The sequence below is a fragment of the Lysobacter avium genome, assembly GCF_015209745.1.
Lineage (GTDB): Bacteria > Pseudomonadota > Gammaproteobacteria > Xanthomonadales > Xanthomonadaceae > Novilysobacter > Novilysobacter avium.
In genome coordinates, this window is the sequence record NZ_CP063657.1 from 2,191,611 (window position 1) to 2,217,757 (window position 26,147).

Annotated in this window: 24 protein-coding genes, 1 other RNA gene and 1 pseudogene; 6 read left to right on the forward strand and 20 right to left on the reverse strand. The window is 68.7% G+C overall.

Annotated elements, in window-relative coordinates; translation table 11 throughout:
* Positions 1 to 48: 48 nt before the first annotated feature.
* On the reverse strand, positions 49 to 957 hold the full coding sequence (locus INQ42_RS09900; RefSeq protein ID WP_194034120.1) for a M23 family metallopeptidase: 909 nt from the start codon (positions 955 to 957) through the stop codon (positions 49 to 51).
* A gap of 7 nt (positions 958 to 964) precedes the next feature.
* On the opposite strand from INQ42_RS09900, the gene INQ42_RS09905 reads away from it, so the two are divergent.
* A complete protein-coding gene (locus INQ42_RS09905) occupies positions 965 to 1,423 on the forward strand; it encodes a DUF721 domain-containing protein (RefSeq protein ID WP_194034121.1) in 459 nt (152 codons plus the stop codon).
* A 191-nt stretch (positions 1,424 to 1,614) separates the two neighbouring features.
* On the opposite strand, the gene lpxC is transcribed toward INQ42_RS09905, so the two are convergent.
* The 17 genes and pseudogenes from lpxC to rsmI all read right to left on the reverse strand — a co-directional run bounded on the left by lpxC (position 1,615) and on the right by rsmI (position 20,469).
* Positions 1,615 to 2,532 (reverse strand): UDP-3-O-acyl-N-acetylglucosamine deacetylase, encoded by a 918-nt coding sequence (gene lpxC / locus INQ42_RS09910; RefSeq protein ID WP_194034122.1) that lies wholly within the window; start codon positions 2,530 to 2,532, stop codon positions 1,615 to 1,617.
* A 235-nt stretch (positions 2,533 to 2,767) separates the two neighbouring features.
* Positions 2,768 to 4,003: a cell division protein FtsZ gene (gene ftsZ / locus INQ42_RS09915; RefSeq protein WP_194034123.1), complete on the reverse strand. Its 1,236-nt coding sequence runs from the start codon at positions 4,001 to 4,003 to the stop codon at positions 2,768 to 2,770.
* Between the two features lie 111 nt (positions 4,004 to 4,114).
* Positions 4,115 to 5,365 carry a cell division protein FtsA gene (ftsA, locus tag INQ42_RS09920; protein WP_194034124.1) on the reverse strand — a complete coding sequence of 417 codons (1,251 nt, stop codon included), beginning with the start codon at positions 5,363 to 5,365 and terminating at the stop codon, positions 4,115 to 4,117.
* Entirely contained in the window at positions 5,349 to 6,071 is a 723-nt protein-coding gene (locus INQ42_RS09925) for a cell division protein FtsQ/DivIB (RefSeq protein ID WP_194034125.1), read from the reverse strand. The genes ftsA and INQ42_RS09925 overlap by 17 nt, the downstream gene beginning before the upstream one ends.
* Positions 6,068 to 7,033 (reverse strand): D-alanine--D-alanine ligase, encoded by a 966-nt coding sequence (locus tag INQ42_RS09930; RefSeq protein ID WP_282435705.1) that lies wholly within the window; start codon positions 7,031 to 7,033, stop codon positions 6,068 to 6,070. Before INQ42_RS09930 ends, INQ42_RS09925 begins: the two co-directional genes overlap by 4 nt.
* Positions 7,034 to 7,053: 20 nt before the next feature.
* On the reverse strand, positions 7,054 to 8,508 hold the full coding sequence (gene murC, locus INQ42_RS09935) for a UDP-N-acetylmuramate--L-alanine ligase (RefSeq protein WP_407070765.1): 1,455 nt from the start codon (positions 8,506 to 8,508) through the stop codon (positions 7,054 to 7,056).
* An 8-nt stretch (positions 8,509 to 8,516) separates the two neighbouring features.
* A pseudogene (gene murG / locus INQ42_RS09940) lies at positions 8,517 to 9,641 on the reverse strand (undecaprenyldiphospho-muramoylpentapeptide beta-N-acetylglucosaminyltransferase); the annotation flags it as partial.
* Positions 9,638 to 10,993 carry a putative lipid II flippase FtsW gene (gene ftsW, locus INQ42_RS09945; protein WP_194034126.1) on the reverse strand — a complete coding sequence of 452 codons (1,356 nt, stop codon included), beginning with the start codon at positions 10,991 to 10,993 and terminating at the stop codon, positions 9,638 to 9,640. The gene ftsW and the pseudogene murG, both read right to left, overlap by 4 nt.
* Positions 10,993 to 12,075: a phospho-N-acetylmuramoyl-pentapeptide-transferase gene (gene mraY, locus INQ42_RS09950; protein ID WP_193984272.1), complete on the reverse strand. Its 1,083-nt coding sequence runs from the start codon at positions 12,073 to 12,075 to the stop codon at positions 10,993 to 10,995. Before mraY ends, ftsW begins: the two co-directional genes overlap by 1 nt.
* A complete protein-coding gene (locus INQ42_RS09955) occupies positions 12,065 to 13,495 on the reverse strand; it encodes a UDP-N-acetylmuramoyl-tripeptide--D-alanyl-D-alanine ligase (protein WP_194034127.1) in 1,431 nt (476 codons plus the stop codon). The genes mraY and INQ42_RS09955 overlap by 11 nt, the downstream gene beginning before the upstream one ends.
* Positions 13,492 to 15,012, reverse strand: a complete 1,521-nt coding sequence (locus tag INQ42_RS09960) for a UDP-N-acetylmuramoyl-L-alanyl-D-glutamate--2,6-diaminopimelate ligase (RefSeq protein WP_228064340.1) — start codon at positions 15,010 to 15,012, stop codon at positions 13,492 to 13,494. Before INQ42_RS09960 ends, INQ42_RS09955 begins: the two co-directional genes overlap by 4 nt.
* Complete coding sequence (locus tag INQ42_RS09965; protein ID WP_228064495.1) at positions 15,009 to 16,850, reverse strand: peptidoglycan D,D-transpeptidase FtsI family protein; 1,842 nt, start codon at positions 16,848 to 16,850, stop codon at positions 15,009 to 15,011. Before INQ42_RS09965 ends, INQ42_RS09960 begins: the two co-directional genes overlap by 4 nt.
* Positions 16,851 to 16,945: 95 nt before the next feature.
* A complete protein-coding gene (ftsL, locus tag INQ42_RS09970; RefSeq protein ID WP_193987335.1) occupies positions 16,946 to 17,209 on the reverse strand; it encodes a cell division protein FtsL in 264 nt (87 codons plus the stop codon).
* Positions 17,209 to 18,183, reverse strand: a complete 975-nt coding sequence (gene rsmH, locus INQ42_RS09975; protein ID WP_194034129.1) for a 16S rRNA (cytosine(1402)-N(4))-methyltransferase RsmH — start codon at positions 18,181 to 18,183, stop codon at positions 17,209 to 17,211. Before rsmH ends, ftsL begins: the two co-directional genes overlap by 1 nt.
* Positions 18,180 to 18,626 (reverse strand): division/cell wall cluster transcriptional repressor MraZ, encoded by a 447-nt coding sequence (mraZ, locus tag INQ42_RS09980; RefSeq protein ID WP_194034130.1) that lies wholly within the window; start codon positions 18,624 to 18,626, stop codon positions 18,180 to 18,182. Before mraZ ends, rsmH begins: the two co-directional genes overlap by 4 nt.
* Before the next feature lie 401 nt (positions 18,627 to 19,027).
* Positions 19,028 to 19,406, reverse strand: an RNA gene (gene rnpB, locus INQ42_RS09985) — RNase P RNA component class A.
* 235 nt (positions 19,407 to 19,641) lie between these two features.
* Positions 19,642 to 20,469, reverse strand: a complete 828-nt coding sequence (gene rsmI / locus INQ42_RS09990; protein ID WP_194034131.1) for a 16S rRNA (cytidine(1402)-2'-O)-methyltransferase — start codon at positions 20,467 to 20,469, stop codon at positions 19,642 to 19,644.
* Between the two features lie 183 nt (positions 20,470 to 20,652).
* Between rsmI and INQ42_RS09995 the strand changes: the two genes are divergently transcribed.
* Genes INQ42_RS09995 through INQ42_RS10010 form a run of 4 tightly spaced genes read left to right on the forward strand, consistent with a single transcriptional unit; the run spans position 20,653 to position 24,415 of the window.
* A complete protein-coding gene (locus tag INQ42_RS09995) occupies positions 20,653 to 22,011 on the forward strand; it encodes a penicillin-binding protein activator (protein ID WP_194034132.1) in 1,359 nt (452 codons plus the stop codon).
* Positions 21,998 to 22,375, forward strand: coding sequence for a YraN family protein (locus tag INQ42_RS10000; protein WP_194034133.1), 378 nt, complete (start codon positions 21,998 to 22,000; stop codon positions 22,373 to 22,375). Before INQ42_RS09995 ends, INQ42_RS10000 begins: the two co-directional genes overlap by 14 nt.
* Positions 22,376 to 22,394: 19 nt before the next feature.
* Entirely contained in the window at positions 22,395 to 23,774 is a 1,380-nt protein-coding gene (locus INQ42_RS10005) for an FAD-binding oxidoreductase (protein ID WP_194034134.1), read from the forward strand.
* Entirely contained in the window at positions 23,771 to 24,415 is a 645-nt protein-coding gene (locus INQ42_RS10010) for a uracil-DNA glycosylase family protein (RefSeq protein ID WP_228064341.1), read from the forward strand. The genes INQ42_RS10005 and INQ42_RS10010 overlap by 4 nt, the downstream gene beginning before the upstream one ends.
* Here the strand turns inward: INQ42_RS10010 and INQ42_RS10015 are convergent.
* A complete protein-coding gene (locus INQ42_RS10015; RefSeq protein WP_194034135.1) occupies positions 24,399 to 24,959 on the reverse strand; it encodes a hypothetical protein in 561 nt (186 codons plus the stop codon). The genes INQ42_RS10010 and INQ42_RS10015 overlap by 17 nt on opposite strands.
* A gap of 85 nt (positions 24,960 to 25,044) precedes the next feature.
* Positions 25,045 to 25,602, reverse strand: a complete 558-nt coding sequence (gene sufT, locus INQ42_RS10020; RefSeq protein ID WP_194034136.1) for a putative Fe-S cluster assembly protein SufT — start codon at positions 25,600 to 25,602, stop codon at positions 25,045 to 25,047.
* 97 nt (positions 25,603 to 25,699) lie between these two features.
* Between sufT and INQ42_RS10025 the strand changes: the two genes are divergently transcribed.
* Entirely contained in the window at positions 25,700 to 26,134 is a 435-nt protein-coding gene (locus INQ42_RS10025) for a hypothetical protein (protein WP_194034137.1), read from the forward strand.
* The last annotated feature ends 13 nt before the right edge of the window (positions 26,135 to 26,147 follow it).

Here is a 26,147-nt window from a genome sequence, read left to right on the forward strand (position 1 = left end):
CGCCGCATCGCCACCCACCAGCGCAAACTCCCTCTGCGCGCGACCGGATCAGCCGTGCAATGGCGACTGCTGGTTGAGGAACTTCTTCGGATTGACGGCCTGGCCGTTCTGCCACACCTCGAAGTGCACGTGGGCACCGGTGGAGCGGCCGCTGGAACCCGCCTTGGCGACTTCCTCGCCGGCGCGGACCAGGCCGCCGACCTTCAGGCTCAGCCGCGAGTTGTGCGCGTAACGGGTGACGTAGCCGTTGCCGTGGTCGATCTCGATGGTGTTGCCGTAGCCACTGCGCACTCCGGAGAAGCTCACCACGCCGTCAGCCACGGCCATCACCGGATCGCCGACGTTGGCCTTGAAGTCGATGCCCTTGTGGAAGGCGCGACCGCCGCGGAACGGGTCGGCGCGGTGGCCGAAATTGGAGGTGATGTAGCTCTCGATCGGCTCGCGCGACGGCACCGCGTTCATGTCCAGCTGGCGATTGAACAGCAGCGATTCGAGCACCGAAAGCTGCTCGCCGGAAGCGCGGAACTGCTCGCCCAGTTCCGACAGGCCCTGGTCGAGCTCGCCCTTGGGCATGTCTTCCACCGGGCCGACACCGCCCATGCCGACGGGCTCGTTGAAGTCGAACTCGCCATCCTGCAACTGGCCGATGCGGGTCAGGCGCTTGCCCAGGGCATTGAGCCGGTTGGCTTCGGCCTGCAGCTCACCCAGACGCGCCGCCAGGGCATTGATTTCACGTTGCGCGTCGGCCTGGGCCGAGTCGATCTGCACCTGCTGCTGGGCGACCTGGTCGCGCAAGCCGTGGTTGGCCGCGTAGCCTGTACCCAGGCCGAGCATCAGTCCGCCACCCAGAAGTACCGCGCCGGCGCCCAGCGGGCGTTGCATGGCGGCCTGAAGCGCGCGGTGGGCGAGTGAAGCCCAGGTACCACGCGATTTATTTAGGATGTCTTGATAGGTCATAAGTCCGATGTCTGAATTCCAACCCAAACCGGCGAAGTCATCGCGCCTCCCTTCGACTCCGACCGCGGCGCTGGATGCGCTGCTGGCGGTGCCTGCGGGTAACACGATCCGCCGTGCCCTGTGGCTCGACGAACTGGACCGCCGGTTAAGGCCACTCCTGCCGTTCCCGCTGTCCGCGCATGCGCGGCTGGCGAATCACGAGCACGGCAGGCTCGTTTATCTGGTGGATTCCCCGGTGTGGCGGGCCAAACTTCGCCTGCTCGCTCCGGAACTGTTGTCAGGTGCCCGCTCCATGGGTCTGGACGCGGCGAAAGTCGTCATCAAGACAAGCCTTCCTTCGCGCGCACCGGCCCCTCCGGCGCCCGCGAAAACCGTGACCATGTCCGCGGCCGCGAAAAAATCACTCGAGGCTGCGCTGGCGTCCCTCAAAACCACCGACCCCGATGGGACGGATGACGCCGGATGAATCCTTGCAACGTCGTAGCGCGTTAATCGCCGTGACGAACAAGTGAACATCGACGGGGCATCCTAAAGGTCAAAAACCCCGGATTTGTTAAAAACCCGAGGTCATATCGTGTAGAAAACGTTAAAACGGCGTGAAGCAGTCACATTCGTGATGCATGCACGGCTAACGCTGGACGGGCACTGGTGTAACGCTCAGACCGTCGCGAGGCGGCCAAACGCGGTCGAAATCGCCTGGGGATCCTCGTCTTCGGTGTAGCTGACGATCTCCCAGGCCGACTGCTCGGCGAGCAGCGCGCGGACCAGCTTGTTGTTGAGCGCATGGCCGGACTTGAAGCCTTCATACGCGCCGATGATGGCGTGGCCGGCCAGGTACAGGTCACCGATGGCGTCGAGGATCTTGTGGCGCACGAACTCGTCGGCGTAGCGCAGTCCGTCCTCGTTGAGGACGCGGAACTCGTCGAGCACGATGGCGTTGTCCATCGACCCGCCCAGGCCGAGGTTGCGCTCGCGCATGTACTCCAGGTCGCGCATGAAGCCAAACGTGCGCGCGCGGCTGACTTCCTTGATGTAGTTGATGGTCGAGAACTCGACCTCGGCGCGCGACTGCGAATCGGGGATCGCCGGGTGTTTGAACACCACGGTGAAGCCGACCCGGAAACCGTCGTGCGGCTCGAAGCGGGCGAACTTGTCGCCATCACGCACCTCGACCGGGTGCAGGATGCGGATGAAGCGCTTGGCGGCGTCCTGCTCGACGATGCCTGCCGACTGCAGCAGGAACACGAACGGGCCGGCCGAGCCGTCCATGATCGGCACTTCGGCCGCGGACAGGTCGATGTAGGCGTTGTCGATGCCCAGTCCCGCCAGCGCGGACATCAGGTGCTCGACCGTCTGCACGTTGGCCGGACCCAGGCTGAGGCCGGTGCACAGCGTGGTCTCGGTGACCAGGTCGGCGCGCGCGGGGATGTCGACCACCGGATCCAGGTCGATGCGCCGGAAAACGATGCCTGCGTCGGCGGGGGCCGGACGCATGGTGAGGAAGACCTTTTCGCCGCTGTGCAGCCCCACGCCGGTGGCGCGGATCACGTTCTTGAGGGTGCGCTGACGCAGCATGGAATAGGTGTGCCTGAAGAGGGAAAAACCGGGTAACGGTACCACGCAGCCTATTGGAGGCAGATCAATTGGCGCTGAACAGCGCGTGTGCGCCCACGGCCGAAAAATGACCGGTCGCCGCGCCTGATGGCGGACGACCGGTCCAAATGCCCCGCGAGGACACCCGCGGAGCCAAGACGAACCGGACTACGGCATTACAGCTTCAAGCGATGGCAGTACACGGGCGGCAGGCGGGTCAGTCCGCCTGGCGGCGCAGGAATGCCGGGATGTCGAGGTAGCTGTCGGGACCGAAGTCGGCCGCGCCGGTCGCCGCGGCCGGCTCGGATTTGGTCGATTCACCGCGCAGGCTGCTGCTGAAGCTCGGCACCGACGGGGCGCGCGACTCCGACGAGGAGGCTGACGAGGAGGAAATCGCGTCGACCGGGAACTCCGGCTGGCCGGTGGTGGCGTTGCGGACCAGCTGGATCGGCGCACGGTTGCCCTCGACACCCTTGATCTTGCTGCCGGCACCGCGGTTGAGGCCGGTGGCAACGACGGTCACGCGCACTTCGTCCTGCATGTCGGGGTCCAGCACGGTACCGATGACGATGGTCGCGTCCTCGGACGCGAACGCCTCCACCGTGCGACCCACCTCGTCGAACTCGGCCATAGTGAAGTCCGGGCCGGCCGTGATGTTGACCAGGATGCCGTTGGCGCCCTGCAGGTTGACGTCGTCCAGCAGCGGGTTGAGCACGGCGGCCTCGGCGGCGGCCTGGGCGCGGTCATCGCCCTTGGCGGCGCCACTGCCCATCATCGCCAGGCCCATCTCGGACATGACGGTGCGCACGTCGGCGAAGTCGACGTTGATCAGGCCCGGACGCACGATCAGGTCGGCGATGCCCTGCACGGCGCCCAGCAGCACGTCATTGGCGGCGCGGAACGCCTGCACCATGGTCGCGTTGCGGCCCAGCACGGTGATCAGCTTCTCGTTGGGAATGGTGATGAGCGAGTCGCAGTGGTGGCTCAGCTCCTCGATGCCCTTGAGCGCGACCTGCATGCGGCGGCGACCCTCGAACGGGAACGGCTTTGTCACCACGGCGACAGTCAGGATGCCCATCTCCTTGGCCAGCTGGGCCACGACGGGCGCCGCGCCAGTCCCGGTACCACCGCCCATTCCGGCGGTGATGAAGACCATGTCGGCGCCTTCCAGCGCGTCCATCAGGCGCTCGCGGTCCTCCAGCGCGGCCTGGCGGCCGACCTCGGGGTTGGCACCTGCACCCAGGCCCTTGGTGACGTTGTTGCCCAGCTGCAGCTGCAGCTTGGCGCCGCAGTTCTTGATCGCCTGCGAGTCGGTGTTGGCGGTGATGAACTCCACCCCGTCAACGTTGTTGCTGACCATGTGGGCGACCGCATTGCCGCCTCCGCCGCCGACGCCGATCACCTTGATGATCGCGTTGGGAGCCATGCTTTCCACCAGTTCAAAATGTGCCATGTCCGTGTCCTCGTTGGTCTAGTTTTGGTTGCTGCCGTGGTCTTTCGTGTTGCGTGCCGCGTTTGTTCTGTTGCCTGCCGTCCCCCGCCCGCCGCTGTCGTGCACCGCCGCTCAGAAGTGGTCGCTGTACCAGCTCTTGAGCTTGTTGAAGAGCGAACCTGCGCGGCCGGTGTTGATCACCGGACGGCGCGGATTCTCGAATTGGCTGCCCATCAGCAGCAGCCCCACACCGGTGGCGTGGACCGGGTTGCCCACCACCTCGCCCAGACCGGTGACGTGCTGGGGGATGCCCACCCGCACCGGCATCTGCAGCATTTCCTCGGCCAGTTCCACCACCCCTTCCATCTTTGAGGCCCCGCCGGTGAGCACCATTCCGGCGCGCACGTGCTGCTCGAAGCCGCTGCGGCGCAGCTCGGCCTGGACCATCTCGAAGATTTCCTCGTAACGGGCCTGGACGGCCTGCGCCAGCGAGGCGCGCGGCATGCGCCGGGGCGCGCGGTCTCCGACGGAAGGCACCTGGATGGATTCCTCGGCGGTGGCCATCTGCGCCAGCGCGCAGGCGTAGCGGACCTTGATCTGCTCGGCCTCCGGCGTCGGCGTGCGCAGCATGTGGGCGATGTCCTCGGTGACCTTGTCGCCGGCGATGCCGAGGCTGGCCGAGTGCGCGATCGCGCCCTGCACGAACACCGCGATGTCGGTGGTGCCCGCGCCGATGTCGACCAGCACCACGCCCAGCTCGCGCTCGTCGCTGGTCAGCACCGCGTTGGCCGAGGCCAGCACGCCCAGGATCAGGCTGTCGACCTGCAGGCCGCAGCGCTGCACGCACTTGCTGACGTTGGCGGCGGCCGACTGCGCGCACACCACTAAGTGGGCATGCACTTCCAGGCGCACGCCGGTCATGCCGATCGGGTTGCGGATGCCTTCCTGCGAATGGTCCAGCACGTAGTCGCGCGGGATCGCGTGGAGGATCTTCTGGTCGGCCGGAATCGCGACCGCCTTGGCCGCGTCCAGCACCCGGTCCAGGTCGGCCACGCTGACCTCACCGTCGCGGATCGGGGCGATGCCCTGCGAGTTGCGGCACTGCACGTGACTGCCGGAAATGGACGCGTAGACCGAGCGGATCTCGCAGCCGGCCATCAGCTCGGCCTCCTCGATCGCGCGCTGGATCGACTGCACGGTGGATTCGATGTCCACCACCACGCCCCGGCGCAGGCCGCGCGACTCGTGGCTGCCGATGCCGATGACCTCGATCGGGTTGTCGGGGCCGGTGTCGCCGGGGCTGTACTCGCCCACCAGCGCCACCACCTTGGAGGTGCCGATGTCGAGGCCGACGATCAGATGTTTGTCACCCTTGCGATTCATGGTTTTCCCTGCTGTCGGCCCACACGAGTGCGAAACCGTTGGTGTAGCGAAGATCGGCGCGCGCCAGTACCTGCGTCTGCTGGGCCAGCAGTTGCGGCAACAGGCGCACGAAGCGGTTGAGGCGACCGCGCGCCTCGTGGCGGCCGACGATGACCTCGGCGCCGTTGTCCAGGCGAAGCGTCCAGCTGCCGCGCGGGTCCAGGCGGGCCTCGCGCACCTCCAGTCCGAGCGGGGCAAACATCGTCCGCGTCTGGTTGTAGAGCTCGACCACCTCGTCGATGCGCGTGTCCGGCCCGCCCAGCAACGGCAAATCGGCGGGGATGTCGATGTTGGCGGCGGGAAACAGCCGGCCCTGCTCGGACAGCAGCTGGTTGTCATCCCAGCGCGCGAACGGGACGTGCTCGGCCAGGTGCACTTCCAGCACGTCGGGCCAGCGCTTACGGACCTCGGCGTGCTCGACCCAGGGCAGTGCCGCCACGGCCGCGCGCGCCGCGTCCAGATCGACCGCGAAATAGCCCTGGCGCGCGAACGGCATCAGGGTGTCGCGCAGCAGCGTCTCGTCCACGCGCTGGAACTGCGCGGTGGCGCGCAGCTTGCTCAGCGGCCAGTGCTCGGCACCGACCCAGCCGTTGAGCAGGCCGACCACCGGCAGGACGACGAGCGCCACCGCGAGCAGCCAACCCAGCAGGCGCAGAAGGGCGTTCACCGGCCTGCCACCTCCGCGAGGGTCCCTTCCAGAACGCGCCAGCACAGTTCCTCGAAGCCGATGCCGAGCTGGGCGGCGGCCTTGGGCACCAGCGAGTGGCTGGTCATGCCGGGCGCGGTGTTCACCTCAAGCAGGTAAAAGGCGCCGGTGGCGCGGTCGCGCATGACGTCCACCCGGCCCCAGCCGCGGCATTCAACGGCCTCGAAAGCGGCCAGCGCGATGCGCTGCAGCTCGGCTTCGGCGCTGTCTTCCACGCCGGGGCACAGGTACTGGGTGTCGTCGGCCATGTATTTGGCGTTGTAGTCGTACCACTCGCCCTTGGGAACGATCCGGATCGAAGGCAACGCGCGCGGGCCGGTGCCGTCATCGAGCACGCCCACGGTCAGCTCGTCGCCGACGATCATCTGCTCCATCAGCAGCTCGCCGTCGTAGTTGGCGGCAAAGGCCTGCGCGGCGGCGAGATCGGCCTCCTCCAGGATCCGGAACGCGCCGACGCTGGAGCCTTCGCAGGAGGGCTTGACGAACACCGGCAGGCCGAGCGAGCGCGCGGCGGCGTGCATGTCATCGCCGTTGCTCAGGCGGACGAAGCGCGGCGTCGGCAGGTCGCAGCTGAGCCAGACCTGCTTGGTGCGGATCTTGTCCATCGACAGGGCCGAGCCGAGTACGCCGGAACCGGTGTAGGGCACCCCCAGCACCTCGAGCACGCCCTGCAACACGCCGTCCTCGCCTCCGCCCTTGTTGCCGTGGAGGATGTTGAACACGCGGTCCACGCCGCCCTGGCGCACACGCTCGACCAGCGCCGGGATGCCGTCGACGGCAAACGCGTCGACGCCGCGCGCCTGCAGCGCTTCGAGCACGTTGCGGCCGGAGGCCAGCGAGACCTCGCGCTCGGCGCTGGTGCCACCCATCAGCACCGCCACGCGGCCGAAGCGGGCCGGATCGGTGGTGCGTTGCGGGGCGATGTGCGGGGCAGTCGGGATACTCACGCGTCACCTTCCTGGATCGTGGGGAGTCCATCGAGGGCAAGCTGTTGCGCGGCGTGGCCGATATCGCCGGCACCCATCAACAGCAGCAGGTCGCCGTCCTCAAGCACATCGGCGAGGACCTCGGGCAGTTCGGCCACCGGCCCGATCACGACCGGGTCGATGCGCCCTCGCGCGCGGATCGCGCGGGCCAGGGCGCGCTCGTCGGCGCCGGCGATCGGCGCCTCGCCGGCTGCGTAGACCTCGGTGAGGATCAGCGCATCGACGTCGGACAGCACGGCGGCGAAATCGTCGAACAGGTCGCGGGTGCGGCTGTATCGGTGCGGCTGGAAGGCGACCACCAAGCGGCGCTCGGGCCAGCCGCCGCGGGCAGCCTGGAACACCGCCGCCAATTCGTTGGGGTGGTGGCCGTAGTCGTCGACCACGGTGGCCGTGCCGCCCCGGGGCAAGGCGATGTCCGCCAACACGTTGAATCGGCGACCGATGCCGGCGAATGCCTCCAGCGCGCGGGCGATCGCGGCCGGCTCCACGCCCAGCTGCCAGCCCACCGCGGCCGCGGCCAGCGCGTTGAGCACGTTGTGCCCGCCGGGCAGCGCCAGGGTGACCGGGCAGCGCTCGCCGCCGGGCAGGCACAGGGTGAAATGCATCCGCGCGCCGGTCTGGGTGACGTCTTCGGCGCGCACGTCGGCCTCCGCCGACAGGCCGTAGGTCATCACGTGGCGCGGCGTGCGCTCGGCGAGCGCGGCGACTTCGGGATCGTCGATGCACAGCACCGCGAGGCCGTAGAACGGCAGCCGCAGCATGAACTCGCCGAACGCCGCCTGGACGTTGGCGAAGTCGCCGCCGTAATTCTCCAGATGGTCGGCATCGATATTAGTGACCACCGCGATCTGCGGGCTCAGGCGCAGGAAGCTGCCGTCGCTCTCGTCGGCCTCGGCCACCAGCCAGTCGCCGCCGCCCAGCTTGGCGTTGGCACCGGCGGCGAGCAGCTGCCCGCCGATGACGAAGGTCGGATCGATGCCGCCCTCGGCCAACACGCTGGCGGTGAGCGAGGTGGTCGTGGTCTTGCCGTGGGTGCCGGCAACGGCGATACCGCGCTTGAAGCGCATCAGCTCGGCCAGCATTTCGGCGCGCGGGACCACGGGGATGCGCTGCGTGCGCGCTTCGACCACTTCCGGGTTGTCGTCGCGGATCGCGCTGGAAACGACCACGCAGTCGGTGCCGAGCACGTTGGCGGCAGCGTGGTCCTGATGGACGTCGATGCCCAGGCGCGACAGACGCCGGGTCACCGCGTTGTCGGCGCGGTCCGAGCCGGACACCTGGTAGCCCAGGGTGCACATCACCTCGGCGATGCCGCTCATGCCGGTGCCGCCGATACCGATGAAATGGACGCGCGGGAAGGCCTTGGCCAGATCGCCATCGTGTTGCAGCCGGCGGCGCACGGTACTGCTCATGCAGCGGGCTCCTGGGAAGATTGGGGGGAAGAAGGAAGCCCGCGGCCGGTCGAACCGGCCAGCACGATGTCGGCGACCCGCCTGGCGGCGTCCGGCAACGCAAGCGCCCGCGCGGCAGTGGCGAGGCGAAGCAGCTCGTCGCGCCCGGCGATGCTCTCGATGGCCGCGACCATGCGCACGGCAAGGTCGTCGGCAGGCGCCTGCGGCAGCAACACGGCCGCGTCGCGGTCGACCAAGTAACGCGCGTTGCGGGTCTGGTGGTCGTCGACCGCCTGCGGGAACGGCACCAGCACGCTGCCCACGCCGACCGCGCACAGTTCGGCCAGGGTCAGGGCACCGGCGCGGCACACCACCAGGTCGGCCCATGCATAGGCGTCGGCCATGTCGGCGATGAAGGGCTCGATGCTGGCGGGCACACCGGCTTCGGCGTAGCGGCGCTCGGCGTCCTCGACCTGCGCCTGGCCACACTGGTGTCGCACCTCGACCGGTCCAATGCGCTCGCGCAGCCGTGACAGCGCCTGCGGTACCGCCATATTCAAGGCGCGCGCGCCCTGGCTGCCGCCCAGCACCAGCAGGCGCAAGGGCCCCTGGCGGCCGGCGAAGCGCTGCGCGGGAGCGGCGACCTGCACGATCTCCTCGCGCACCGGGTTGCCGACCACCTCCTCGTTGGCAAAGGTGTCCGGGAACCCCGTCAACACGCGCTGGGCGAGGCGCGCCAGCACGCGGTTGGTCATGCCTGCCGCGCGGTTCTGCTCGTGCACGAACAAGGGGATCCGGGCCAGGCGCGCCGCCAGGCCGCCGGGCCCGGCCGCATAGCCACCGAAGCTGATCACCGCGCGCGGGCGCCGCGAGCGCAGCACCGCCGCGGCGTGCCGCACGGCGGACAACAGCTTGACCGGCGCGGCCAGCAAGGTGGTGACACCCTTGCCGCGCACGCCTCGCACCGCAATGGTGTCGATCGGGATGTTCTGGGCCGGCACGAGGCGCGTTTCCATGCCGCCTTCCGCGCCCAGCCAGGTGACCGGCACGCCGCGCGCCGTCAGTTGCCGGGCCACGGCGAGGCCGGGGAAAATATGCCCACCGGTGCCGCCGGCGAGGATCATCACCGGACGCGGGTCAACGGCGGCGTTCATGCCATTCCCCCAAGCGTCCGTTCGATGCGCTGCTGCAGCCGGCTCGTGCCGCGGCCTGCATCGGCGCGCTTGCGGGCAAATACCGGTGCGGCAGCCGGAGGATTCGGCGCGCTTGCGGATGTGGGTCCGGCGACGTGATGCGGTCTGCCGCCTGCGCTCACGGCCGGCTCTGCATGCACGCTTTCGCGCGCGGCGTCACCGCGCAGTCGCGCCATCTGGCGCTTGGCCCGCTCCAGCTCGTAGGACACCCGCAGCAGCAGTCCCATCGCCGCGCAGGTCATCAGGACACTGGAGCCGCCCGAAGAAATCAGCGGCAGGGTCAGCCCCTTGGTCGGCAACAGGCCGAGGTTCACCCCGATCGAGACGAAGCTCTGCAGGCCGATCCACAGCGCGATGCCAAACGCCAGGTAGGCCGAGAAATGGCGGCGCATCTCAACGCACTGCAGGCCGATCCAGAACGCGCGCCCCACCAGCACCGCGTACAGCGCGATGATCGCGCAGACGCCGACAAAACCGAGTTCCTCGGCGATCACCGCCAGGATGAAGTCGGTATGCGCCTCGGGCAGGTAGGAGAGCTTCTGGATCGAGCTGCCCAGCCCCACGCCCAGCCACTCGCCGCGCCCGGCGGCCATTAGCGCGTTGGTCAGCTGGTAGCCGGAATTGAACGGGTCCGCCCAGGGGTCCATGAACGAGGTCAGCCGGCGCATCCGGTACGGCTCAAGCACGGCGATGAACGCCAGCGCCGGCAGTCCGATCAGCACCGGCAGGAACATCCGCGGCATGTTGACCCCGCCCAGCACCAGCAGTCCGGCGGTGATCGCCAGCAGCAGCGAGGACGAACCGAAGTCCGGCTGCAGCAACAGCAGCCCGACCAGCGCCGCCACGACCACCAGTGGCTTGAGCATGGCGATCCAGGTTGCATTGACCTCGTCGCGGAAGCGCACCAGGTAGCTCGCCAGCCAGATGATGAAGAGGACCTTGACCGCCTCCACCACCTGGAAGTTCGACACGCCGACGTTGATCCAGCGGTGCGCGCCCTTGACGCTGACGCCCAGGCCCGGCACGAACACCAACAGCAGCAGCACGAAACAGGCCAGCAGCATCAGCTGGTTGTAGCGCTCCACCGTGCGCAACTCGATCCGCGTCGCCCACACCGCCAGCACCAGGCCACCGGCAAGGAACACCAGGTGCCGGGTCAGGTAGTGGAAGGGATCGGGGTGCTGCGAGATCGAGCTGGAACCGACCATCACCAGTCCCAGCGACGACAGCGCCAGCACCACGGCCAGCAGCCACGGGTCAAGGCGACCCTGGATGTCGTCGATGCGGGTGGCCTGGCGCGCGGAATCGTTCATCAGCGCACCTTCAACGTGGCCAGTCCGACCAGCACCAGCACCACGGAGATGATCCAGAAACGCACGATCACCCGCGGCTCCGGCCAGCCCTTGAGTTCGAAGTGGTGATGGATCGGCGCCATCCGGAACACGCGCTTGCCGGTCAGCTTGAACGAGGCGACCTGGATCATCACCGAGAGCGTCTCGATGACGAACACGCCGCCCATGATCACCAGCACCAGCTCCTGGCGGACGATCACCGCGATCGCGCCCAGCACGGCGCCCAGCGCCAGCGCGCCGATGTCGCCCATGAACACCATCGCCGGGTAGGTGTTGAACCACAGGAATCCCAGTCCGGCGCCGGCAATCGCGGCGCAGATGATCACCAGCTCGCCCGCCCCCGGCACCGGCGGGATCTGCAGGTATTCGGAAAACACCGCGTTGCCGGAGGCATAGGCGAACACGCCCAGCGCGCAGGCGACCAGCACGGTCGGCATGATCGCCAGGCCGTCCAGCCCGTCGGTCAGGTTGACCGCGTTGGAGAAACCGACGATCCAGAAATAGGCCACGACGATCAGCCCGGCACCCATCGGGAAGGCGAGCGACTTGAACATCGGTATGTAGAACGTGGTGGCCGCCGGGACATCCGCGGTCATATAGAGGACCACACCCGCCGCGAGCCCGAAGATCGACTGCAGCAGGTATTTCCAGCGCGACTTGAGTCCGTTGGGATCGCGGTGGACGATCTTGATCCAGTCGTCGTACCAGCCGATGGCGCCGAAGGCGACCATCACCGCCAGCACCACCCACACATACTTGTTGCGCAGGTCGCCCCACAGCAGCACCGAGGCCAGCACGGTCAGCAGGATCAGGCCACCGCCCATGGTCGGCGTACCCGCCTTGGAGAAGTGGCTTTCGGGGCCGTCGCTGCGGATCGGCTGGCCGCCCTTGTACTGGGCCAGCTTGCGGATCGCCGCCGGCCCCCACCACAACGACAGGGCGAGTGCGGTCAAGGCACTCAGGATGCCCCGGAATGTCAGGTAGTTGAACAGACCGAACAGGCTGTCCAGTTGCTCGAGCCAACGCGCCAGTTCAAGCAGCATCGGTATCGTCCTCCGGCCCCGTGGGGCGTTGCATCGACAGCAATGCCGTCACGACCTTGTCCATCGCGCTGCCGCGGGAACCCTTCACCAGCACGTTCACCGGCGTGCCCTGGTCCTGCATCAGCGCGTCCTGCACCAGCGCGGCCTGCTCCAGCGCGGTCGCCAGCGCGTCGGCCAATGCGGCGTGGTCGGCATGCACGCTGGCGCCGTCGCCGAATTCCGCAGCCGCGGCGGCGCTCAGGCTGCCCAGCGCAAACAGCCGCTGCAGGCCCGCGGCCCGTGCCTGGCGTCCGGCCTGGGCATGCATGGCCTCGGCATCGGCGCCCAGCTCGCGCATGTCGCCCATGACCAGCCAGCCCGCGCCGGGCATCGCCGCCAGCGTGTCGATCGCCGCTGCCAGCGACCCGGGATTGGCGTTGTAGCTGTCGTCGATCAAGGTGGCGCCGTTGCCCAACGACCGGGCGACCATGCGGCCATCGACCGGCACTGCCGCCTGCAGGCCTTGCGCAATCGCCTCCAGCGACACGCCCAGGCCGACGGCCAGCGACGCGGCAGCCAGCGCATTGCGCACGTTGTGACGCCCGCGCAGGGCAAGCGTCACCGGAACGGTTCCGTCCGGCGTGACCAGGGTAAAACGCGACCCGTCCACGCCGGCAACGACGTCGCGCGCGGTCACATCGGCGCTGGCATCCAGGCCGAACCGGACCAGCCGGCGGCCGTGGGCGCGCTCGGCAAAATACGGCGCGAACGCGTCATCGGCGTTGATCACCGCCACGCCCTGCGGCGGCAGCGCGTCGTAGATCGCCGCCTTGGTATCGGCCACGCCGAGCAGGCTGCCCATCCGCTCCAGGTGGGCGGGCGCGATGTTGTTGACCAGGACCACGTCCGGGCGTGCGATCGCGGCGAGGTAGGCGATGTCGCCCGGCTTGCCCGCGCCCATCTCGTAGACCGAGAAACGCGCGTCTTCGGGCGCGGCCAATACCGACAGCGGCAGGCCGATCTCGTTGTTGAAGTTGCCCGGGTTGGCGTAGGCGGGAGCGACGCGCTCGAGGATCGCCAGCAGCATCGACTTGACGCTGGTCTTGCCGTTGCTGCCGGTGATCGCGACCACGTGGCCACTGCGCTGGCGCTGCACGGCAGCGGCGAAGTCGCCCAGCGCGCGCTCGGTATCGGCGACCAGCACCTGCGGCACGGACACCTCGAGCAGTCGCGACACCAGCACCGCCGCGACCCCGCCCTGCACCGCCGCTTCGACGTGCTCGTGGCCGTCGAAGTTCTCGCCCTTCAGCGCGACGAACAGCGCGTTTCCACCGCCCGGCAATTTGCGGGTGTCGGTCGCGATCGCATCGACGACGACGTCGTCGCCGTGCAGGCGGCCGCCGACCATGCGGGCAATTTCGGATAGTTGCAGCGGCTTCATGCCCGGCGCTCCAGTGCCGCGCGGGCGACCTGCGTGTCATCAAAGGGGTGTTTGACGCCGGTGATGTCCTGGTCGGGCTCGTGGCCCTTGCCGGCGATCAGCACGATGTCGTCCGCCCCGGCCCGGCCGACCGCATGTGCAATCGCGGCGGCCCGGTCGCGCAGCACGACCACGTCCGCAGGCTGGGCAAACCCGGCGAGGATGTCGGCCACGATCGCATCGCCGTCCTCGTGGCGCGGGTTGTCATCAGTGACCACGACTGCGTCGGCGCCGGCCTCGGCGATCGCCGCCATCTGCGGGCGCTTGCCGCGGTCGCGCTCGCCCCCGCAACCAAACACGCACCACAGACGGCCGGTGACGTGGTCGCGCAGGGACGCGAGCGCCTGCTCCAGCGCATCGGGCGTGTGGGCGAAGTCGACCACCACCAGCGGCTTGCCATCCGTGCCGCCAAGGCGGTTCATGCGGCCGTGGATCGGACGCAACTGGTTCAGCGCGGTCGCGATGTCCTGCGGCGCGACCCCCAGCCCGAGGAGCGCGCCGGCGACCGCCAGCAGGTTGTCCACGTTGAACCGGCCCAACAGCGCCGAACGCACCGGGTGGCGCTGCCCGCCCTGCTGCGCGTGGAACACGAGCTGGAACGTGGCGCCGGCGTTGTCGAGCTGCACGTCATCGGCCTGGATCGCCGCCAACGCATTGCCGCGCGAACTCACGCCGATCGCATTGACGCTGGCGGGGAGCGCCGCCTGCATCGCGCGTCCGTGCGCATCGTCCAGATTGACCACCGCCGCCTGCAGTCCCGGCCAGGCCAGCAGGCGCGCCTTGGCCGCCGCGTAGGTGTCCATGTCGCCGTGGTAGTCGAGGTGGTCGCGGCTGAGGTTGGTGAACACGCCCACGTCGAAATGGACGCCATCGACACGGCCCTGGTCCAGGGCGTGCGAGCTGACTTCCATCGCGACCGCTTCGGCGCCGCCGTCGCGCAGGCCGGCCAGCAACGCGTGCACGTTGAGCACCAGCGGCGTGGTGAACCCGGTCGGCACCAGCGCACCGTCGAAGCCGACGCCCAGGGTGCCGATGCTGGCGCCGCGCACGCCCAACAACTGCCAGGCCTGGGCCAGCAACTGGACCGTGGAGGTTTTGCCGTTGGTGCCGGTAACACCGACCATCCGCATCGCGGCGCTGGGCCGGGCGTGGAAGCGGTCGGCCATCGCGCCCATGCGCGAGCGCAGGCCGGGCACGGCGATCGCATCCGCCGGCGCCGGCGTGTCGGCGCTGGCGGGCGGCTCGTAGAGGATCACCGCCGCGTTCGCAGCGCGCGCCTGCTCAACGAACTTCAGCCCGTGGGTACCAAAGCCGCCGATCGCCACGAAGGCGTCGCCGGCGCGGATCTCGCGGCTGTCCTGGACCAGGCCAGAGATTTCCAGCCCGGCCGGAATCCCGGCCACGTCCGGCAGCAGTTCGGCCAGTGGCATGCGGCGCGGATGTGCCTGCGGAACGCGCAGCTTCGGCATGCCGCTCATGGCGCGACTCCGATGCTGACCGGCGCCGGCAGGTCGGCGGGCTCATAAACCGGCGGCTCGGGCTCCTGCGCCGCCTGCGGCAGCACCGGCACGCCCGCCAGCGGCTTGCCACCATTGGCGCGAATCCGCTTGTCACGCGCGTCCGCCTGGGCCGCCAACCAGGTCTCGATATCGTCAGGCTGCACGTCCATCAGGCGCAGCGTGCCTTCCATCACGCTCTTGAACACCGGCGCGGCAACCGCACCGCCGCCGTAGCCGTGGCCCTTGCTGGCGTCGGGATCGTCGATCACCACGACCATCGCGAACCGCGGGTTCTCCACCGGCACCACCCCGGCGAACAGGGCGATGTACTGGCGCGAATAGCCACCGGTGCCACTGAACTTGCGCGAGGTCCCGGTCTTGCCGGCGACGTGGTAACCCAGGATCGCAGCACGGGTGGCGGTGCCGCCGTTCTCGGTGACCGTCTGCATCGCCGTCAGCACTTGGCGTGCGACTTCCGGGCTCATCGCCTGGGTGGATTCGTTGCGCTGGCCCTTGACGAAGGTCGGCGCGATGACCCGGCCACCGTTGGCAATCGCCGCGTAGGCGACGGCAATCTGCAGCGGGGTGGCCGAGAGGCCGTAGCCGTAGGACATGGTGGCCTTGGTCGTGCCGCTCCACTGGCCCGGCGCGGCCAGCAGCCCGGAGGCTTCACCCGGGAACCCGCTGCCGGGCTTGTTGCCGTAGCCGAAGCCGTGGATGAACTCGTAGAAACCGGCGTCCGGCAGCGCCAGCGCCAGCTTGGCCGCGCCGACGTTGGAGCTCTTGGTCAGCACGCCGGTGACCGTCAGCGCGCCGTAGTTGCGGAAGTCGCTGATCGTGTAGCGGCCGTTGCGCATGGTGCCGGGGTTGGTGTTGACCACGGTGTCCAGGCTGACCGTGCCGGCGGTCAGCGCGGCGCCGACGGTGATCGGCTTCATGGTCGAACCGGGTTCCACCACGTCGGTGACGGCGCGGTTGCGGCGGGTGTCGCCACCGCCGCCATCGAGCTGGTTGGGGTTGTAGCTGGGCAGGTTGGCCATCGCCAGCACCTCGCCGGTGTCCACGTCCAGCACCACCGCCGAGCCGGCCGAGGCCTTGGCCTCGTGCAGCGCGTGGCGCAGCTCGCGGAACGCCAGGTACTGCACCCGGCGGTCGATGGTCAGGGTCAGGTCGTGGCCGGGCTCGGCGGGGCGGATCAGATCGACGTTCTCGATGATCCGGCCCTGGCCGTCGCGGATCACCCGCTTTGCCCCCGGCACGCCGCTGAGCCAGCTGTCGAAGGCCAGTTCCAGGCCTTCCTGGCCGCGGTCGTCGATGTTGGTGAAGCCCAGCACGTGGGCAATCGCCTCGCCCTGCGGGTAGAACCGGCGGAACTCGCGCTGGTTGAACACGCCCGGCACGCCCAGATCGAGGACCTGCTTGGCGCGCTCGGGGTTCATCCGCCGCGCCAGGTACATGAACTCCTTGTCGGCGCGCTGGCTGAGCTTGCTGGCCAGCTCATCGGCCGGCACACCCAGCGCCTGCGCCAGCTCGGAGATGCGGTCCGGATGCTGCAGCAGTTGCGGCGGATTGGCCCACAGCGAATCCACCGGGGTCGAGACCGCCAGCGGTTCGCCATTGCGGTCGGTGATCATGCCGCGCGAAGTCGGGATCGGCAGTTCGCGCAGCGAGCGCGCATCGCCCTGGCGCACGTAGAAATCGTTGTTGAGCACCTGCACGTCCAGCGCGCGCGCCACCAGGGCGACCGAGCAGATCGCCAGCGCGCCGCCGACCAGGGCCATGCGATGACGGATGTTGTAATTGCTGCGACCGCGCATGCGGGTCCTGGCGCCCAGGCCAAAACGCTCGCGCAGACAGCTCCACGCACTGCCGCCGGCATCGCCGTCGCGCGGGCGCGTGCTCGAACGCAGGCTCATGGCCGGATCACCACGGTTTCCTCGCTTTCGGGAAACTTCATGCCGAGGCGATCGCGCGCGACCTGGTCGATGCGGTTGCTCTCCGACCAGGTGGCCTGCTCCAGCTGCAGCCGGCCAAAGTCGATGTCCAGCTCATCGCGCGCCTTGTCCAGCTGGTTGAGCTCGACAAACAGCACGCGGTGGCGATGGCGCGCATGCACGACACCCAGCGCGGTGACCAGGTTGGCCACCACCAGCACCGTCAGCAGCAGGCGCAGGATCATGCGGCCTCCGGCACGGCGAGCTTCTCGGCGACCCGCAGCACCGCCGAGCGCGAGCGCGGGTTCACCGACGTCTCGGCGTAATCGGCCTTCTGCGCGCCGCCGATGGCGGCCAGCCGCGGAGTGAAGGCGATCTCCACCGGCAGCCGGCGGCTGGACGGCGGCGCCTTGGCATGGCGGTTGATGAACTGCTTGACGATGCGGTCTTCCAGCGAATGGAAGCTGATCACCACCAGCCGGCCGCCGACCTTCAGGCAGTCCAGCGCCGCATCCAGACCCGCTTCCAGATCGGCCAGCTCGCGGTTGATGAAAATGCGGATCGCCTGGAAGCTGCGGGTGGCCGGGTGGATCCGGCTCTTGTCGGAGCCGGGCTTGCCGCGCGGCATCACCGCGGCGATCAGCTCGGCCAGTTGCGCGGTGCGGACCAGCGGCTCCTCGGCGCGGCGGGCGACGATGGCGCGGGCGATGCGCCGGGACTGGCGCTCCTCGCCATACGTCCACAGCACATCGGCGATCTCCTGGTCATCGGCGCTGGCCAGCCACTGCGCGGCACTCTGCCCGCTGTCGGGGTCCATGCGCATGTCCAGTGGACCGTCCTTGCTGAAACTGAAACCACGCTCGGCCACGTCCAGCTGCGGCGAGGACACGCCCAGATCAAGGAACACGCCATCCAGACCGGCGTTGGCCGCATCCCAGCTGACCATTGCGGCGAAGCTGCCGCGGAAGATCGACACCCGCGGGTCGCCGCCAAAGTCGCGCTCGGCCACCGCGATCGCGTCGGGATCCTTGTCCATCAGTAACAGGCGGCCGTCGGGCCCGAGCAGGTCGAGCACACCGCGCGCATGGCCGCCGCGACCGAAGGTGCCGTCCAGATACGTGCCCTTCCCGTTGACCTGCAAACCGTCCAAGGACTGCCGGTACATCACGGGGAGGTGGCCGGAGGGCGCTGCTCGCTCCACGCCACCGGCCATCATAGCTGCAGGTCGAGAAGGTCCTCGCTCAGATCATCGTCGGATACCGTCTGACGGATCTGTGCGTGGTGAGCCTGCTCGCTCCAGAGTTCGAATTTCTCGCCCATGCCCAGCAGCACGGCCTTGCGCTCGATCCCCACCGCAGCGCGGTGGCTGGCGGGAATCGTCACGCGGCCGTTGCCGTCCAACTCGACGAACGCCGCGGCGCCCACCAGCTTGAGCTGCATGGCCCGGTTGACGCGCTTGGCCTTGGGCAGCTTGTTGACCTGGTCGCGCACGCGCTCCCACGCCTCGACCGGATACAGGTACAGGGAGCCAACCTCGAACGGGTTGTAGGTGATCACCAGGCGGTTGCCACAGTCACGCGCGACGTCGTCGCGGAAGGCGGTGGGCACCGCCATCCGGCCCTTCTCGTCGATCGTGATGGCGGTTTCGCCCTGGAACATTGCGCACCCTGGTTTTGGCCCGCCTCGGGGGACGGTTTACCGGTCGGGCAACCGGGGCTCCCCGGCTGCAGCCAAGGAAAACCACAAAAAACCCGGCTTTCCCACTGATCACCACCTTAGGGAGCGCCCCTGGCGATGTCAACGACTTTCAGGGGCAAATTCACCAACGGGATCAATGGCTTGCATAACACTTGAGAGTTCAATTCAAGACTTGGCCACTAAGCGTTGTTTCGTCTCACATTTTGAGACGCAGCGCTCTGGACAAGCGAACGGACTTCAAACTCCGCCTTCACAAAGCCTTAATGCTGCAATGCAGGATCCGCGCTAAATGAACAGCGCCACGGCCGTGCGCACGACCTGGCCGGCACGTTCCCGCCAAGGGGCAGCAGCAAAGAAGAAAGTGGCGGAGCCGGCCGATAAGCCGGGTTCTGTCGTGGACAGTCATTCCTCTAGGCGCATCGTCACCGATACGCTCAAGCAACCTACCCGGACCCGACGCGGGCCGCGCCATGAGTCCCTATTTGGTCTTGCTCCCGGTGGGGTTTGCCATGCCGGTCTGTTGCCAGACTCGCGGTGCGCTCTTACCGCACCGTTTCACCCTTGCCACGCATCGCGCATTCCTGCGAACACCCGACCGTTCGGCGGTCTGCTCTCTGTTGCACTTTCCGTCGGCTTGCGCCGCCCAGGCGTTACCTGGCACCGTGCCCTGTGGAGCCCGGACTTTCCTCGGCACCGCGACAGATTGCTCCGCTGCGATGACGCGACTGTCTGGCCGACTCCGCCACGGGCAGTTTACCGCTTGCGTGGGTGCTTCGGTGCGTTGTTGCGTTCCGAATGACGTCTGGGTTCAGCGAGGATTCGCGGGGACAGCGCCTGCCGGGAATCCCGCTCAGTCGCTCCACGATATTCGCTTGGTGAGCGGGACACCCGGCAGGCGCCCTGCGACACTTCGGTGGCCGACGACGGCCAAAGCCAGCCGGTTGTGGGCAACGCTGTGATCGGCAGCGTGCCTCTGTCAGCTATCGCCGCCGTAAAGCGCCTTGCGGGGAGCGCCGCTGAGTTCGGCGGCGAGCTTGGCAGCGGCGGATGGCGGCAGGTGCGCAGAAAGCTTGCCGTACAGACGGCGACCTTCGATCAGCTGCGATTCGGCTTCGTCGCCCACCCCTTCCACCACCAGGACAAACTCGCCCTTGCGCTGGTTGGGGTCGGCCTGCACACGGGCGAGCAGTTCAGACAGGCCGCCATCGAGGACGGTCTCGAACAGCTTGGTCAGCTCGCGCGCCAGCACGACGCGGCGATCAGGGCCGAATGCCGCGGCCATGTCGGCAAGCGACTCTTCGATGCGGTGGGCGGACTCGTAGAACACCAGGGTGCGCGGCTCGGAGGCAAGGCGGGCCAAGCGTTCGCGGCGCGCACCGGACTTCGCTGGCAGGAAGCCTTCGAAGGCGAAACGGTCCGAGGCGATGCCGGCCACGCTGAGGGCGGCGATTGCGGCGCAGGCACCGGGGACGGGCGAGACGCGGATGCCGGCAGCTCGGGCGGCACGCACCAGGCGGAAGCCGGGATCGCTTACCAGCGGCGTTCCGGCGTCGGAGACGAGTGCCAAGGAGTCGCCTGACTGCAGGCGGGCGACAAGCTGGCCCGCCTGGGCCTCCTCGTTGTGCTGGTGCAGGGCCAGCAGCGGCCGCTCCATGGCGAAGTGGGACAGCAACTGGCGGGTGTGGCGGGTGTCCTCGGCGCAGATCGCATCGACACTGCCCAGTACCTGCAGCGCGCGGGCGGAGATGTCGCTCAGGTTGCCGATGGGGGTTGCGACGATGTGCAGGGTGCCGGGCTTGTCCATCGCACCGATGGTAGGGATGCGCGAGGCGGATGTCGCCCTTGGGGAGGTCGCGCCTGATCCAGTCACGCCCGATCGCGCGGAGGGCGGAAATCGCACACACGCTGCAGACATTCCCCGGCCGCGGCGACAGGTAGAATCGGCCCAACTCCACAGTAAACGCCGCCTCGCGGCGAGCGCTTGCCGATGAATGCTCCTACTCGACGTCTGCTGCACGCCTGGTTCCTCGCTCTTGCCACCGCGGCCTTGCTGGTCGGCGGTTGCACCACGATGGAACCGGTCCGCGGTCCATCCGTGTCGCGCGTGGATCCGGTTGTCAGCCAGGCCGCTGCATTGCTCGCTGGCGGCGCCGACGCGCAGCAGGTGGCCGCCCTTCTCGGTCAACTGGACGATGCCACGTTGGCCGCGCAGGCGGCGGCGCTGCCGGAAGGCGATCCGCTCTACAACCACATGGCGCGGGCGCTGTTGGCCCGCGGCCTGGCGCTGCCGAGGCCGATGGACCGCGCCGCCTGGGGCTTTGACGCCGACGGACGCCCGCCGGCGGACCGCGACGGCTACCGGCCGCCGGTCAAGCTGGGCGTGCTGCTGCCGCTGAGCGGCGACATGGCGGCACCGGCCGCCGCGGTGCGCGACGGTTTCCTCACCGCGTACTACGCCGAGTCACGGCGACGTCCCGACATCGCGTTCTATGACACCCATGGCACTGCCGGAGGGGCACTGGCCGCCTACGACCAGGCTGCCAGCGCCGGCAACGATTTCATCGTCGGTCCGCTCTCTCGCGAAGGCGTGGACGCGCTGTTCCGTCGCGGCTCGCTGCCGGTCGCGATGCTCGCGCTGAACCAGGGCAACGTCGACCCACCGGCGGGCAACGTCAGCTTCTCGCTCTCGCCGGAGGAGGAAGGCGTGGCGGCCGCGGATCTGCTCGTCGAGCGCGGCGCGCGCCGGGTGATGGTGATCAACGCCGGTGACGACAATGCCCGTCGTTCCACCGACGCGCTGCGTGCGCGTCTGGCCGAGTTAGGTGGAACGGTGACCGACGTGGTTGGCGCCGGCATCGCCGACCTGACGCCGTTCGCGCAAAAGGAAGGTGGAGTGGATGCGATCTACCTGGCCATGCGCGGGCCCGCCGCGCGCGAGCTGATGCCGCGCCTGGCGATGGCTGGGCTGTCTGGCAAGCCGCTGGTGGCGACCTCGCAACTGCTTTCCGGTACCGGTGACGCCGAAGAGGACCGCGTACTGGACGGCATCGCCTTCCCGGCCGAAAGCTGGACCAGTGGACGCCACGTTCCCGGTCTGCCGTCCGCCGCGAGCGTCAGCCCAAGACTGCAGACCGCGCGCGGCGCGGCGGCACGTCTGTTCGCATTCGGACACGACGCCTGGTTGCTGACCGCCTACCTGGAGCGGCTGGCCCAATCCCCGGATGCGCATGTTGCCGGCGCTACCGGCGGGCTGGCCATCGATGCTTCCGGCAAGGTCCTGCGCACGCCGGCGTGGTCGACCTTCCGTGGCGGGTACGCGTCTCCGCTGGCCAGTGCCGGCAACTGACCGCCGCGGTCTCGGTTCGGCGGTCGAAGCCGCCGCCCGCGATCACCTGATCGATGCGGGACTGCGCCCGGTCGCCGCCAATGCCAACTACCGGCTGGGCGAGCTGGACCTGGTCATGCTCGACGGCGACACCCTGGTGTTCATCGAGGTGCGCTACCGCCGCGACGACCGCTTCGGCGGCGGTGCGGCCTCGGTGGATTTCCGCAAGCAGCGCAAACTGGTGCGGGCCGCGCAGTTGTTCCTGCAGCGCCACCCGCGCTATGCCGACAGGCCCTGCCGCTTCGATGTGGTCGAAGCTGAAGGGGAACCGGCAGCGCCCCGTCTGAACTGGCTGCGCGACGCTTTCCGCGCCGACGATTGCTGATGTCTACGCGGAGCGCGTGATGCCATTGCCTGCCGCACTCCGGCGCGAGATGGCGGGTCTGCTTGGCGATGCCTGGCGGACCGATGACAGCGAGCGGCTCGCCTACGCCTACGACAACTCGCGCCGGCTCGCCCTTCCCGATGCGGTCGCACTGCCGACCACCACCGCGCAGGTGCAGGCGCTGGTACGCGCGTGCCGCTACCACCGGGTTCCGGTGATCGCGCGCGGCCGCGGCACCAACACCACCGGCGCGGCGGTGCCGATCCAGGCCGGCGTGGTCGTCTCGTTCGAGCGCATGGACCGGATCGTCGACATCGCGCCCGGTGACCGCTGCGCCGTCGTCCAGCCCGGCGTGATCAACGGCGACCTGCAGACCGCCCTCGCCGCGCATGGCCTGTTCTGGCCGCCGGACCCGACCAGTGCCGGGTTCAGCACCATCGGCGGCAACCTGGCCTGCAACGCTGGCGGCCCGCGGGCGGTGAAGTACGGCGCCAGCCGCGACAACGTACTGGCGCTGACCGCGGTCACCGGGGCGGGCGAGTTGATCCACTGCGGAACGCGCACCACCAAGGGATCGACCGGCTACGACCTGCAGCGGCTGCTGGTGGGCAGCGAAGGCACGCTGGCCCTGATCGTCGAGGCGTCGCTGCGTTTGACCCCGACACCGGTGGCGCGGCGTGCGCTGCGGGCGATCTACCGCGATGTCGACAGCGCCGCCCGGGCCGTGGCCCGGTTGATGGCGCAGTCGGTCACGCCCTCGATGCTCGAGTTCATGGACGCCAGCGCCGTGCGACTGGCGCACGAAATCGGCGGCGCGGATCTTCCTCAATCCGCCGGGGCGCTGCTGATGATCGAGGCGGACGGCGATCCCGCGCACCTTGCCGATGACATCGATTCGTTGCGGCGGGCCGCCTCCGGCGATGGGCTTGTCGCGCTCGACGACGCAGCCGACGAGTCCGCGCGCGCGCAGCTCTGGGCCGCACGCAAGGCACTTTCGCCGGCCCTGCGTACGCTGGCGCCGGGCAAGATCAACGAGGACGTCGTGGTGCCGGTCTCGCGCATCCCGGAACTGGTCCACGCCGTGCAGCAGCTTTCCGTCGAATGCGGGCTGCCCATCGTCTGCTTCGGCCACGCCGGCAACGGCAACCTGCACGTCAACCTGATGTACGACCCGGCCGACGGCGATCAGGCCACACGCGCTGCCGCAACGATGTCGCGCGTGTTTGCGCTGGCGGTCGCGCTCGGCGGCACCCTGTCGGGTGAGCACGGCATCGGCTTGGCCAAGCGCGATTTCATGCCCACCGCGATCACCGCGCCCACCTTGGCGCTGATGCGGCAGATCAAGACCGCATTCGATCCGGACGGGATCCTCAATCTCGGCAAGCTGCTGCCGCCGTGACCCATCCCATCGACACGCGGGCACCGCGCACGACCACGACCGATACCGCACTGGAAGACCTGCTGGTCGACATCCGCGCCTGCCGGATCTGCGAGGCCTGCCTGCCATTGGGACCTCGCCCGGTACTGACGGCCGCGCGCAGCGCCCGCCTGCTGATCGCCGGCCAGGCGCCCGGCCGCAGGGTGCATATGAGCGGGGTTCCGTGGGATGACGCCAGCGGTGCGCGCCTGCGTGACTGGCTGGGGATCGACAGTGAAACGTTCTACGACCCGACGCAGGTGGCAATCGTCCCGATCGGCTTCTGCTATCCGGGCAAGGCCGGTTCCGGAGACGCACCGCCGCGGCCCGAATGCCGCGCCACCTGGCATCCGCGCCTGCTGCCGCTGCTGCCGGAGATCCGTCTCAACATCCTGATCGGCCAATACGCGCAGGCCTATTTCCTCGGTCCGAGCCGCCCGGGAAACCTCACCGCGACGATGCGCCAGTGGCGCGATTTCCTGCCGCGCTACCTCCCGCTGCCCCACCCCAGCCCACGCAACGTGGCGTGGTTCAAGGCCAATCCGTGGTTCGAGGGCGAGGTATTGCCGGAGCTTCGCGACGAGGTACGACGAGTGCTGGGGAGCCCTACTTCAGCGGCTTGACTGGCGGCACGTCGACACCGGTGCGGATGGTCATGACGCCGTCGACCTCGATGTACTCGACATCGGGATCGGCCGAGAAGCGGTCCATCAGTTCCGCCGCCGCCTTGCGGTCCAGCGGACGGTCGGTCTTGAAGACATCGGCTTGCACGCCAAGGCGCCGCAACCATTCCATCTCGACCCCGGTCCGGTCCTGCATTGCGTCCAGTCGTTCGCGGGCGGCGCCAGCGTCACGGCCCGGAGCGCTCCCGTCCCGGTACTTGACGATGAAACGCTGGAACTGGCTGTCCGCCGGCAACTGATCGAAGTGACTTGCCTTGGCCGTTCCGTCCGATGCGCCCGGCGCGGCTGCGGTCGTCGTATCTGCCGACAAGCGGGTTGCTGGCGATGTGGTTGACGGCGATGCACTCCCGGCCGGTGCAGTTTCCGGCGCCTTGCCGGAAGAATTGTCGCCGGCGGCCGCGCAGCCGCTCATGGCCACCACCGCAGCGACGGCGAGGGATGCGGCAATTCGCCGGTTCGGGAAATGGGCAGTCTTGGCATGCATGCGCTCCTCCAGTCCTTGCAGCGGGTCAGGGGCCGATCATGCCCGAGCGCAGGTGAATGCCGATGCTTACCGGGACCATGCCCGTTTAAAACATCCCCACTTCCAGCCGCGCGGCCTCCGACATCATGTGCTGCGTCCACGGCGGTTCGAACACCAGTTCCACGTCCGTATCCACCACGGTCGGGATCAGCTTGAGCTTGTCGCTGACGTCGGACACGAGGACCTCCCCCATGCCGCATCCCGGCGCCGTCAGGGTCATCCGCACCTCGACCAGGCGCTGGCCGGGTTGCTCGGGATGTGGCAGGACCTTGGCTTCGTAGATCAGGCCCAGGTCGACCACGTTGATCGGGATTTCCGGATCGAAACACGTGCGCAGCTGGTGCCAGACGAGCTCCTCGACCGCGTCGTCGTTGGCGCCCTCGGGCAGCACGAGCGGCGGGGTGGGTTCCTTGCCGATCGCGTCGGCGTCCTGCCCGGCGATGCGGAACAGATTGCCGTCCACGAACACCGTGAAACTGCCGCCCAGGCCTTGGGTGATGTAGCCCACCGAGCCGGCTGGGAGTTCCACCTCGTCGCCCTGGGGCACGAGGATAGCGGGACAATCGCGTTCGAAACGGACAGGTTCGCTGCTACGGGAATACATGCGTTCTGGCTGCTGGCTGAAGTCGTACCATTCTAGTCCAATATGCCGGCCGACGCCCACCCGTTATGCTGGGCAGCTGCCTGAGCCGATTGTTTCGATGACCCCTCCCCTGCCTTCGACCGGGCGCGCACGCCGCGCGCCTGCCCGTGTGTTTTCCTGCGTCCTGCTGGCGCTGGGCGTGTTTGGCTTTGCCGCCGCCTGGGTGCTCGTCGCCCTGTCCAGTGGCCGCCTGGGCAGCTGGATGGCCATCCTCGGGGCGATCGACATTGTGATCGTGCTGCGACTGGGCGGCTGGCGTCCGGGCCCGGCGCGTGCGCTGCTCGCCGCCGTTGCGACCGCGTGCATCGCCATCCTCGCCATCTGGTGGATCATCGCCGCCCATCTGGGTGCGATGCTGGGCCTGACGCCGTGGGGCTCAGCAGTCCGGCTGGGTTTCCATCACGCCTGGACGCTCGCGGGCATCGCGATCGGCCCGATCGACCTGCTCTGGATGGCGGCGTCCGTCGTGCTGGCCGCCGTCGCCAGTCGCTGAACCTGGCGTAGCG